General features: G+C 64.4%; 11 protein-coding genes. All 11 read right to left on the bottom strand.

Features of this window, described 5'->3' with window-relative positions; genetic code table 11:
* Positions 1-30: 30 nt before the first annotated feature.
* A complete protein-coding gene (locus tag G486_RS21875) occupies positions 31-507 on the bottom strand; it encodes a lytic transglycosylase domain-containing protein (RefSeq protein ID WP_084455143.1) in 477 nt (158 codons plus the stop codon).
* A complete protein-coding gene (locus G486_RS0108850; RefSeq protein WP_034387011.1) occupies positions 504-1,037 on the bottom strand; it encodes a DUF2271 domain-containing protein in 534 nt (177 codons plus the stop codon). Before G486_RS0108850 ends, G486_RS21875 begins: the two co-directional genes overlap by 4 nt.
* A 13-nt stretch (positions 1,038-1,050) precedes the next feature.
* On the bottom strand, positions 1,051-4,260 hold the full coding sequence (locus G486_RS0108845) for a hypothetical protein (RefSeq protein WP_027015220.1): 3,210 nt from the start codon (positions 4,258-4,260) through the stop codon (positions 1,051-1,053).
* Between the two features lie 74 nt (positions 4,261-4,334).
* Entirely contained in the window at positions 4,335-5,240 is a 906-nt protein-coding gene (locus tag G486_RS0108840) for a hypothetical protein (protein ID WP_156919962.1), read from the bottom strand.
* A gap of 138 nt (positions 5,241-5,378) precedes the next feature.
* Positions 5,379-6,350, bottom strand: coding sequence for a hypothetical protein (locus G486_RS0108835; RefSeq protein WP_027015218.1), 972 nt, complete (start codon positions 6,348-6,350; stop codon positions 5,379-5,381).
* 23 nt (positions 6,351-6,373) lie between these two features.
* A complete protein-coding gene (locus tag G486_RS0108830; protein WP_027015217.1) occupies positions 6,374-7,135 on the bottom strand; it encodes a PulJ/GspJ family protein in 762 nt (253 codons plus the stop codon).
* The gene (locus G486_RS0108825) at positions 7,123-7,632 is read right to left on the bottom strand and encodes a hypothetical protein (protein ID WP_027015216.1); all 510 of its coding nucleotides are present in this window, start codon (positions 7,630-7,632) and stop codon (positions 7,123-7,125) included. The genes G486_RS0108830 and G486_RS0108825 overlap by 13 nt, the downstream gene beginning before the upstream one ends.
* A gap of 13 nt (positions 7,633-7,645) precedes the next feature.
* Complete coding sequence (locus G486_RS21870; RefSeq protein ID WP_051303329.1) at positions 7,646-8,569, bottom strand: ATPase, T2SS/T4P/T4SS family; 924 nt, start codon at positions 8,567-8,569, stop codon at positions 7,646-7,648.
* Between the two features lie 14 nt (positions 8,570-8,583).
* A complete protein-coding gene (locus G486_RS0108815) occupies positions 8,584-9,192 on the bottom strand; it encodes a type 4 pilus major pilin (RefSeq protein WP_027015215.1) in 609 nt (202 codons plus the stop codon).
* Positions 9,193-9,229: 37 nt separating this feature from the next.
* Positions 9,230-10,300 carry a type II secretion system F family protein gene (locus G486_RS0108810; RefSeq protein ID WP_027015214.1) on the bottom strand — a complete coding sequence of 357 codons (1,071 nt, stop codon included), beginning with the start codon at positions 10,298-10,300 and terminating at the stop codon, positions 9,230-9,232.
* Complete coding sequence (locus tag G486_RS21865; protein WP_051303327.1) at positions 10,297-11,895, bottom strand: GspE/PulE family protein; 1,599 nt, start codon at positions 11,893-11,895, stop codon at positions 10,297-10,299. The genes G486_RS0108810 and G486_RS21865 overlap by 4 nt, the downstream gene beginning before the upstream one ends.
* Between the last annotated feature and the right edge of the window lie 3 nt (positions 11,896-11,898).

Genomic DNA, 11,898 nt, shown 5'->3' with positions numbered 1-11,898 from the left:
CGCGGCAGCGTAGAGATCGTAAACACGTTCTTAGCGCTCGGGCCGGTCCAGGGGCTGGCTGGCAAGCAGGGTCCGGGGATCGCGCAAGGCCTGGCGCACACGCGCAGCGTAGGCATCGCGGTACTTGGGCGTGCGCGAGTGATAGGCCCCGACGGCCAGCCAGGTGTGGCCGTAGTGTTCCACCTGGCGCCGGTAATGCCAGGCCGCCACATAGATGCTGATGCAGGCTTGGTGCAGGTGCGCGGCCTGTACGCCCCAGCGAGCCAGCTCGTCCAGATGGATGGAGTTGATCTGCATCATGCCGATGTCCGTGGAGCCGTTGCGGTTGTGCGCCACCGCTTGTGGCTGGAAGTTCGACTCGACACGCGCAATGGCGCGCAGCACGGCGGCACTCACGCCGTGGTAGCGCGCAGCCTCCTGAAAGCAGTCGGCTTGCGGCGCAGCCCAGGTCTTGGCCTGCAGCATGAGCAGCGCGGCCAGGACGAAGGCGGATCGGCGCTGGCTCATGGTTTCACGCTGAGCGTGACGCTTCCCAGCTCCTGCTTGCCCTCCTGCTTTTGCGACTGGGCAGAACCGGGCGGCCAGGGCAGTGCAAAGCTCAGGGTCTCGTCGCCGCCATCCTCGCGCGCGGCTTCGACCACCAGGCGGTAGTTGCCCGCGGGCAGGCGGGACAGCGGGGCGTTGCTGCTGTTGAAGTCCAGCGTGTGCAGGCCGCCGGGGCGGGTGGGTCCGGTCACGCCATCCACAGGCAGATCGACCTGGTTGCCCCCGCTGCGCCACCAGTGACGCAGATCGGGCAGGTATTTGTCGTGCCGGGCCTCGCCGCTCTTCTTTTTTTTCTTGCTCTTTTGTTCGTGCCAGAGTGCCAGCTCCAGCGCGTGTTCGCGGTTTTCACGTTCGATCCACACGGCCACGTAGGGCCGGTGCTTGAGGCGCGGCAGATCGATCGACAGGCTCAGGTCGGCGGCCAGCACGGGAGTGGTCCAGCAGATGGCCAGCAAAGAGGGGGGCACCAAGAGGGCGTGACGCATGTTCATGAGATAGGCTTTTTTATGAAGAGGTGAAATGGGAGTGGGGCTGGGGGCCGAGCAGCACGCCCATGCCTTCGGCCTGGGCCCGCTGCATGAAATGGCTGTTGTGATGCACGGGCGAGAGGATCTGGAAGCAGGCCGCATGTGGCGCCAGGGAAAACAGCCCAAGCCAGGGCTGGCGTGCAATCACCAGGGCATCGCTGATGCCTTGGAGGCTTTCGCATGCTGCGCGAATGTCTTCAGGGCTGTCTATGCTGATCCGCGTGCTGCCCAAGGCCTTCCAGCCGGGAATCATCGTGGCGTGCAGGGTGCTGTCTGGTCGGCTGTGGAGCAGGGACGGGTCGGGCCGCAGCCCCGCGCTATCCAGCCGGTCCAGGGTCAAGAGGCCCAGCGCCTGCGGCGGCAGGCCCTGGGCCTGCATCTGGGCCTGCAGGGCGCAGGACAGATGTGCCAGCGCATAGGTCATGGCTTGCCGCAGCTTCTCGCGTACCGCAAAGCTGGTGCGCAGTCTGCGCGCCTGCGTGGCGGGGGCGGTGGGCCCTGGTGGCGTGTCGCGCCGGATCAGGGAACCCAGGCTGGCGAACTGCGCATAAGGTGAAGTCACGGCCTGCAGCTCATGTGCGACCTGGGCGTCGCTGGCCCAGGCACAGGCGCTGTTCGAGGGGCCGCGTGCGAGAGCCAGTGCATCGATGAGCAGCAGCGCCCGCGCCTGGCGCAGGCTGCGCTGCAGGTCGCAGCCTGCAGGTGGCGCGGCATGGACGCGCTGGCGGGTGCGGCGCAGCGCCTGCTCGGCCAGCCATAGCCAGCCTGACCAGGGTAGGCAGTGGGCCAGGGCCTTGCCGCATACGGCCAGGGCACGGCGGCGCTCGAGAATCTGTGAATCCAGCAGTCGCCATTGCGTAAAGGGCACGGAGGCGTTCATCAGGGAGAGCAGCCATGGCGTGCCGGCCGCCGTGGTGTCGAGCTCCTGTGCGAGCGGCGAGGGCGAGAAGCCACCGTCTTCGGGCGATTCGAACAGCAGCAGGGGGTTGTGCTCCAGCCGCTGCATCTGCAGCCAGACGGGCCGGCCCGCATGCAGGCCGAACTCCAGCAGCAGGGGCTGGGGCCACTCCTGGTGGATGCGCGCGATATCACGCAACAGCGGCTCTTCGCTGCACAGGCAGTGCTCAAGGCTCAGAAGCCGGCTCTGAGCCTGGGAGGATTGGTTGCCGGTAACGCCTTCGGCAAGCGCTGAGGACTCTACCCTGGCATGGGGCCGGCCTTGATGCATGAGCCCGGTGCGGACCACGCCCGTTGTCTCGAAATGCATGAAGGGCTGTACCAGAAAGGCCGGTTGGGAGCCTGGCGTGGCGGCCATGGCGGCCCAGGCTGCCGGCAGCCGGGCGAGGTCGGCCTGGGTATGGACGACCAGGCTTGCGTAGGCCCCCATGGTGCGGGCCGCATGGTTTTCATGGCGCTGTTCGTTGGAGCGAAAGATGGCCGGGTAGCCGGTGCGCGCAGCCGCACGCGCGGCTGCACCGGCCTTGGCGCTCGACAGAATGCGCCCCGATGGGGTCTTCAGGCCCAGCCGGGCGAGCTGGCGCAGGCCGCCATGCTTGCTGTTCGAGGGGCGGCGCGCGCGCTCACGCAAAAAGGCCGTGGCCGCCCCTGCGATCAGCGCCAGGATCAGCATGGGATAGGGGTTTTGCGAGAACAGCTCCAGCACCTTGCCCGAGGTGCCGGCCAGTCGGGAGCCGGCATGCACGGGAAAGTAGTACCAGAGATGGTGGGCCAGCCCGGCCGTGGCCAGCAGGCTCGCAAAGCACAGGGCCGCAAGGCCCCGGTGGGTCAGGCCGCCGAGAACATAGGCCAGGATCTGCACCGCCGCCAGCGTGGCGATCAGCCAGTGTGAAAGAGGAATCAGCCCGCCATTCGGGTAGAGGGCGCGGTAGATCTTCAAGGCCAGGGCGTCGTAGGCCAGGGCCATCTTCCCGGTCCAGGGCCGCTCCTGCTCATAGCCAAAGCTTTCGCCAATCCAGGCCAGTCCGTGGCGCAGCATGGATTCGCGCAGCATCTGCAAGGCATTGAAGCCGATCTGATCGGTATACAGCCCCAGATAGCGCACGCGGCCGAGGCGCAGTTGCAGCAGGGGTTTTTGCGCCTGCACCAGATCATCGATTTCCTGAGGCAGCAGCCCTTCGGCAGGGAGGTTGATGATTCTGCAGCCATCCATGGCCTGGGGGCGTCGGCTCACGGCCAGGTCGTTGGCGTGCAGTGAGGTGACCAGCACCACGTCGTGCGCGCACAGTGCCTCGGCCTGCCCGGCGGGCAGGCTGCGTCTGAAGCTGCCGTAGAAGGCCCGCATGGTTTCGGGGGACAGCGAAGGGTAGTGGTCGTGGTAGTAGCCGCCCACGCGGTGGCTGACCATATGCAGATGGCTCATGCCCTGGGCCTTGATCCAGCTGAGCAGCTGTGCGGGCTGCTGCGGGTGGGCCGGTTCGAGCATCGCAAAGACCAGGGGGATGCGGCCATTTCCTGAAAGCTGCCTCAGCTTGGACCAGGGCGCATGTTCGGGTAGAAAGAAGTCCTCCAGCCTCAGGGCATGCTCGAACAGCCCGCGCTCGTATCCCATCCAGCGCGGGCTGTCGCCACTCAGCACGGCGACGCGCACGCATTCACCGGGACGGCACAGGGGCAGTGTCTGGAGCAAGGGGCCGGCATCGGGCTTCTGGGCTGCGAGCAGTCCGTCCAGGCCGCCCTGCACCCAGGAGCGGCCGGACAGTCCGGCAGCAGCCCGGCTGGCCTGGCCGCCTGCTTCGGAAAGCAGCAAGGCGTTGGCTGGCAGCGCCTGGGGATCGCGCGCAATCTGCTCCAGCGACAGGCCGCGAGAGCTGGCACTTGCGCCCTTGTTCACAAAGACCAGCGGGCCATGCGAGCCCTTAAGCACGGCATGGGCATCCAGCGTTTTTTCCGCCAAGGGTTCGGGAGCGCGCAAGGCCGCCAACAGGCGCGCTTGCTGGATCTGGGTTTGCAGAATGCGGCCGTCGGTAGGCATTTTCCGTCCCTGCCGCAGCAACTCCCCGCCATCGAGCACCAGCATGAGCGCCATGACGCATGCCGAGAGCAGCAAGCCCAGCCAGCTGCGGCGCAGCAGACTCAAGCCAATGGCGGCCAGCAAGGGGCTCAGGCTGGCCCCGGCGGGAAGCAGCGTGAACGGATAGGCCTGGGCCGGCGCACTCAGCGCCAGCATGACAAGGGCCAGGGCAGGCCGGCATCCGATGAGGGTGGGCGCTCTTTGCACCACCTGCAGGCCTGCTGGCCTGCTCAGTTCATACCCAGGGTGATGCGTGTGTAGCACAGTTGCGAATAGGAGTATTTGTATTTCTTCTCGCTGCTCGACGATTTCCCTAGCTGGTAGTAGTAGGCATATTTGCGGTCGTACTCCGTCGAGGACCAGACGGACTGATCTTTGAGCTCGCTGGGCGGATTGCGCAGCGCGGCCAGCTCGTCAATCGCGGGCAGATACCAGGAGTGAGCGCCTAGCGCAAGATTCGTGCAGTAGCTGGCGGCAGCGGATTGGCAATTGCCCGTCAGCTTCTCGGCGTTGGCGCGGCCGTCTTCCCTGTCGGTGTTGCCGCACACCTGCTTTTCAGGGCCGTTGTATTTGGCACTGCCCAGGCTTTGGTGGGCGGCCAGCAGCAACTCTTTTCCATTGGAAGCCAGCCCGACGCAGAGCACGGGAATCGCATTGCCGCCTTCGCCCAGGGTGGTGGGCGAGCCATCGCAGCTTGCCTGTACGCGCACTTCGCGCGCCGTGCCTGCCGTCAGGCTCACGGAGCAGCTCTCGGCCTGGCCGGAGGTCACGCAGTCGCCGCTCCAGTCGGCTCCGCTGATGGGCAGCCCCGGAGCAAACTGGCCCTGGAGCTCGAGTTTGACAATGCCCACAGGCAGCATGGCGCTGCAAGTGATCTCACCTGCAGGGCATACCGTTGTCGATGTGCTCTCGCCCGACTTCTTGTAGACGACGGTGTAGTTGATGAAGGCACCGGTCTTGACGATGCCCAGTTGAACCTTGCCGGTGCTCGGTCCCGAGGTGGCGGGAAAGTACAGATAGCCGGCACTGCTGCCGGGTACTGCGCGTATGGTCTGGGCTGCTGCCGTCATGGGGATGAGCGATGCAAAAGCGCACAGGGCGGTCAGCCCCGGCCGCCATAGATGAAGGCTTGGCATGAAATCTCCGATTGAAATCTGTCGGGGTCGGGCTGCACACGGCCCAGGCCCGGACTGGACTGCCGCCGCAGGCAAGCCTCGACGGGGTTCTGGCGTCCTGAACTTGAGGCTGGTTCAGCGAACTTCTATTTCAGGGCACTAGTAGCGCAGGCGCCTGAAACACAGCACGGCGCGAGTGGTGGTGTAGTTCGAGCTCTCGTACCAGGCGGTGCTTTTCTTGTCGAGCTTTTCCTTGTACTCGTAGGCTGAGCCATAAGTCGTACCGCCACTGCTTCGGGCGTAATAGACGTCATATCTCCAGGAACGCTCGCTGCTCTTGTTGCTGTGGGAAAAACCGTATTCCGTCGACGACCAGGGTTCGTTGAAGCCGGCAATCTTTTTCTGTACCGCCGAGGTCAGCACCTTGAGCTCTTCCTGGGCCGGCAGATACCAGGCTCCTGCGGGTTGTTTGGCCGCGCAGCGGCTGGCTGCGGGCGAGCCGGCTGCAGCCAGCTCCAGGGTATTGCCAGGGCCGTCCGATGGATTGTCTATGCCCAGTCCCGAAATGCGCGAAGGCGTGTGGTGGAGCCAGGCATAGGGACCGCCCTGCTCCACCTGCGCGCTCGTCACCACATGGTGGCCCGAAGGGCTGGTCTGCACATACAGCGCGCTGCCGCCTTCGGGCAGGGGTATTTCCGTGCCCATCTCCAGCTTGTCGTCCACGTCCACCGTGATTTGCATGCCGGCATTGCTCGCCACCAGGTCGCAGGTGCTGCTGGGTGTGGAGGTATTCGCGCAGGGCGCACTCCAGATGCCCTTGAGCGGAATGGTCACGCCAGGCGTGGGCTTGTTGCCGATGATGCGCAGCACAAGCGGTCCGCTTTTGACCTTGGCCATGCGCTCTCCGCAGTTTTCGTCGCAAAGCATGCCGGGTGGCTCGCTCTCTATGCGGTAGGCGGTAAAGCCTCCTTGCTTGAACAAAGAGAGTGTGGCGGCCTTGCTGCCCGCTTGCTCGGCGCCGGTGTACAAAAAGCCTGTATTTTTCCCCGGTACGACGACCAGGGTGTCGGCCAGGCCAGGGCCTGCGGTGCAAAGCAGAGGCAAGGCCAGAGAAAGGCATGAAAAGCGCATGACTCAGATATCCATCTTGGGCGTTATTGAGGAAGCAGGGCCGAGAAGGCTTGCAGCTGATCGCTGGTCAGAAAGTCGCCAAGCTGCACGCGCCAGCCATTGCCGCAGATCTCGTAAGTGGTCGAAGAGCGTTCGGCCTTGCAGTTGCCGCGATCGCGGTCGGGGATGACCCCGCCGGTGGAGCCCATCATGGAGGCGGTGCTCAGATTCTCGGCATGCCGGCTTTCATGCTGGGTATAGCTGAGACCTTCTGCAAGAACCGGCAGCACGACCATGTCCACGTTGTCCGACAGCACCCATTGCCCTTGTTCATTCTTTTCCCGGATGCGCCGGAAAATGGCGATCAGTTTTTCTCCATAGGCATTGGTATCGCTCATGCCGGCAGGCAGCAGGCCCCTGGAGCGCAGGAAACTGGCGTCGACCATGCAGGTGTGTTTTTCGCTGCTGTAGGCAGGTGTTCCACCTTCGCCCGATGCAGGCACGGCGATGCGGCAGGCAAGGGCTGCTGCCTCGTGCTCTTCCTGGGTGCTGGCATCCATGGCGCCGAGCAGCGTTTCGCGTTCGGCAGTGAAGTACTGTGCAGCGACGCGCTGGAATGCGGTCAGGCGCTGGGCCTCGTTCTTGGCGCGCATCTCGGTCTGGCCATCTACCAGCAGGTAGACCAGGGCGGAGATCATGACCACCGAAATTGCCAGAGCCAGAAGGCCTTCGACGAGGGTGGCGCCGTGCTGCCGCTTCAGCGGTGGCTTGGAGTGCTGGCCTAGATGCCATTTCAGATGCTGCATGCGAGTGCCCACTGATGGATGGGTGAAGAAGAGTTGTCCGGGCCAGGCAGGGTGTCTTCACTGCTGGCAAAGACCAGGGTTGCGGCCGGGGCTTGTGGTGATGGCGTGCCTTCGCGCAGGCTGTGGCCGCTGATCTTGTCCGGCATGTCCGCGGCCAGCAGGGCGGCTGCGGCCTCCGATATCGGGGCGCACAGCACGTAGTCCATGTCTTTCACCACGGCGCGCCAGTTCTCGGGAAAGCGGACCTCGCGCAAGGCCATTGGCGTTGTATGAGCCGCTTGGATGCTCTGCTGTGAGGACTCGGCGGACCAGCTCAGCGAGCCTTCGAAATCGGCATGCGCAGCCAGGTATTGGTCGACGGAGAAGGCGAAGCTGCGCAACTGATCGAGTTCCAACTGGGCCGAGCGCTCGGCCGGCGGCTGTTCGCGGTCGCCTACGACCACGGAGAATGTGATGCCTATCAGCACCAGCATGGCAACGACGATTTGCATGAACATGATGCGGCTTTCGTCAGTTGTCCAGCAGATGCTGGCCTCGCGCGGCCAGCATCTGCTGATATTCGATATCGCTGGCCAGATGCACGAGCTGGCCAGCGCGTATGCGCGCTGCGACCGGGCTGCTGCTGCTCTTGGACGCCAGGACCGAGGACTGCATCTGGCTTGCCATGATGCGTTGATGGACGACCAGGCGCAGCATGTTGGCAATGCCGTTCACCATGCTCTCTCCGGCCATGCGCAGCAGTGCATCCACGGACGACACCAGGTCGCTGCCAAAGCCTGTGGCAATCACCAGAAAGCCGTTAGAGGCCGCGCGCAGCATGGCATGGGCGCTATCGGCGTTGCGAACCTCTCCGACAAACAGCATCTGGTGCGTGGCTGCCGGCTGGGAGCGCAGGGCGCAGCGAAAAGACTCTGCCCAGTCTGAGGCCCGCTCGCCTCCGACCCAGGTCTGCGAGCAATAGCCCTTGCCATGCCAGCCATTGAGGGGCATCTCCGGTGGATCCTCAATGGTGTAGGCCACACCACCGAACTGGTGCAGGCGTGAGACCACGGTGGCCGAGGCCGTGGTGGTCTTGCCCGAGCCGGCTGATCCGCATATGTAGATCAATCCGCCATCGAGCAGTGCTGGGGAGAGCAGCATGCTGCGGCACATGGGTGGCAGAGGCGATGGCAGGGACTCCAGCTGCGGCGCCTGCATGGGCATGCGCCGCAACCGGTACCACAGTCCGTCCACCGCATGGCGGTCACGTCGTCCGCGCCATGTCACCCCCTGCAACTGTATGGTGAAGTCGTCCAGGGCCATTTTTTCGCAGGCGTGCAGCAGCAACCGGACCTCGGCTCCATAGGCCTCGGGCAGGGGGCGCGGACCGGGGAACACAATCGACTCCTCCAGCCGCGAGGTCTTCAGGTGAAGATCGGTCAACTCTTGCAGCATGAATTCGGCAGTGCTCAGCGGACTTCGGCCACGATCAGGCGGTTCGCGGGCGTGGCATCGTCACAGGCCATCACCAGGGCTTCGGTATCCAGGCCGCTGATGGCTGTCACGGTCGGGCCTTTGTATGCACGGCCTCCGCTGGGGGCAATGGAGCCATCGCTGTTGCGTGCCCCCGCGCCCACATGAATGCGAAAGGCCAGTGAGGCCAGCGTGGTCGCCAGTGTCGAGCAGGTGTCGCGGCTCAGGTTTTCAAAGCCCAGAGTGAAGGAGCCAGATTGGCCGTATACGCTGATGGTGTTGCCGAAGGTATCGCGAATCTCGGTGGCGGGATTCGATCCGTCCCGGTTGGTGCGAAACTGAGCCGGCAAAATGCCGGCCCGGTCCAGGGTCTCGGGCTTGAGTGAGACGTAGTTGCCGTCGGTTCCCCAGACCTGTTTGATCTTGCCTATCAGGGCAACGGTACCGTTGCCGAGCTCGGAAGTTTTCGCGTCATTGCTTGCCGAGGCGTAGGCGCGGTAGGCACCGGCAGCCATTACGGCTGCCAGGGCCAGCACCAGAAGTGTCTCCGTCAGGGTGACGCCTCGCTGATGCAGGCTGGAGATGCGTTGGCGTTGAATTTTCATGGTCTTTCCTCATTGGTGATCAAAAGGTGTCCGGGCATCACCCGTTGACGGCGCGTGCGGCCATGGTGATGGTCAGAAAGGAGCCGTAAATCCAGGCAATCAGGACTGCAATGCCTATCATCAGCAGCACGCGCAGGGCTGCGAAGGCGCGGCGTATGGCCGCCTGTGTCTGGGCGACGGAGCGCGCGGCGAGTTTTTCCAGTCCTTCGGAAAAATGGGTCATCCGGCCATAGAGCTCGATCTGCCAGCGCAGCTCGTCGTCAAACAGGTCGGTCGCCAGGGCTGCGCCCTCGCGCTCCCCGCGGCGCAGTCTGGCGCGCATGCGCTGCAGGTGCTGGGCCTCCCAGGGGCCGGAAGTGTGGGCAAGCCTTTCCAGCGTGCGCGAAAAAGGGATGCCGATGCGTATCAGGGTCGCAATGGCTGCCATGAGCAGTGCTCCGGTGATGCGCCGGTGCAGGCTCCAGGGGAAGACCCACTTGTCCAGGCGCGAGCGCAGAGGCCCGGTCCAGTGGCTGCGCGTCAGCATGAACGTGATCAGGAAGCCGAACACGAGGGTTGCCCCCGTCAGCAGCAGCCAGGGCGTGGCGCTGGCCAGGCGGGCCATCCAGCGTGCCGCAGTAGGCCAGCGCTCCAGCGGCAGCACGCTGCTGAGCATGGGGACTACGTAGAAGGCTATGCCCATCATGAGCGCTGCGAACATGAGGGCCAGAAACACCGGGTAGGCCAGCTCCTGGCGCATGGTCGCGGCGATCTGTCCGTTGTTGCGGCAGACCATGGCCGCGCGGTAGAGGCCTTGGGCGAGATCGCCAGCCTCTTCGCCGCTGGCCACGGCCAGAGCCTCGACCACAGGCACCTCGCCTTCGAGTGCTGCTCCAAAGGTATAGGCGCGCCCGGCTTCGCCACGCAGACGGCGCAGTACTCGCGCTGTCACATGACGCATGGGCTGGCCGGTGCGTTGGTACTGCAGGTCGATGTCACGCAGGGCTTCGAACAGGGGAAGCCCGTCGGTAACGAAATGGCCGAGGAGCTCGTAGAAGTCGGCCCTATGCTCGCTGGTGCGCCGCAGGCGCTGCCAGAGCCTGGCCAGGGTGTTGAATTTCTTGCTCATGAGGCGGACGCAACCAGGGGGCGCAAAAGACCGACATTGCTTTCAAGATCCTGGGGGTCGACCCATCCGGCCCGCAGCTTTTGTATGCCATGGGCCAGCGCATCGACGCCGAGCCCATCCACATCCAGATGGCCTCGCTCGTGCCAGTACTGCTCGGCTTCGAGGAAGCGCTGCTGGGCAATCAGTCCCAGCATGTGCCGGTCGGGGATCACCATTTCGGCGCACAGCGTGCGCCCCGAGATGCCGCTGTGCCCGCATTCGGCGCAGCCTGGCCCTCGTACGCGGGCCGGGTGTTCGCCCTCGTGGCAGACAGCCAGGGCACGCGTGAGCGTGCCTTCAGGCAGGCGAGCCTGGCCTTGTGGGCTGTGCAGCGGCAGGGAGCAATGCGGGCACAGAACGGGAACCAGACGCTGGTAGACAATGCCCGAGATAAAACCTGGCATGGTCAACAGCTCGGGCGGCACGCCAAGCTCGCGCAATCGCACAAAGGCCCAGGTGGCCGAGTAAGTGTGCAAGGTGGTCAGCAGCTTGCGCCCTGCCAGCACCAGGTCCTTGACCACGGCGGCCGAATCCAGGTCGCGGATCTCTCCCACCATCACCACGTCGGGGTCCTGCCGCAGCGTTCCCCGCAAAAAGGTGGTGAATGCACTGCCCGTGCGCTCATCCACCGATGTCTTGCGCTTGCGCGAGATGCCGATCTGGCAGGCGCCGGGAATCACATATTCGACGGGATCCTCCACCGTGATCATCTTGATGGTCTCGCCAAGCCGCGAGTGCATGCGCTTCATGAGGGCCTGCAGCGTCGTGCTCTTGCCTGAGTTCGTGGGGCCGCACAGGACGACCATGCCAGACAGGTCGGAGGTGATGGCCTCCAGCGTGGCCATCTGCTCGGGCGTATAGCCAAGATCATCGATCTGGCGGTCGGTGGTGCTCATCATCAGCAGGCGCACCACGATATGAAAGTTGCCCGAGGGAAAGATGGGCGCCGATGAAAAGCGCAGTTGCACATGCAGGCCATGGGTTGTGCGGTGCTCGATGGCTCCGTCCATGACCTGCTGCGGGTCCCAGGTGACATCCTTGGAGCTGGCGTCTGCATGCACGGAATACAGCACCACACCCAATGCACGTGCGGACTCAAAGGCGATATTGCTCAGCAATTGCCGCCGGCCGTTGATGCGCAGGTAGACGGCTGCATGGTCTGTGCGTGTCTCGATATGGATGTCCGAGGCCGAACGCATCAGCGCCTGCTCGATCAGGTCGTGCGCAAACTGCTCCGTGCTGGTGGCGTCGTGCTGGTCGAATCCGGTCGTTGTCGCTGGTTCGGCGCGCTGGTGCGTCAGCTTGATGATTTCCCGCGAAGCCCGCATGAAGCGGACATTGGCAAGCCCGGGCAAGGCCAGGAGACGCCGCCGCAATTCATACATTGCGGCTGTTCCCATGGCGGTTTCGCAGGTGAGCACATGGGCGAGTGCGTGGCTGCTGTCCAGCAGCACGGCAAAGCGCTCGCGCCATTCGGGGGGCAGGCCTTCCTGGTGCAATTGGCCACGCGGAACATCGGACAGATGCTGAATCACGCCCACTGTCTCGAGGGGCATTGA

The organism is Comamonas composti DSM 21721, assembly GCF_000429845.1.
Taxonomy (GTDB): domain Bacteria; phylum Pseudomonadota; class Gammaproteobacteria; order Burkholderiales; family Burkholderiaceae_C; genus Comamonas; species Comamonas composti.
The sequence above is the reverse complement of the archived record's forward strand: the minus strand, read 5'-3'. Positions and strand labels throughout refer to the sequence as shown.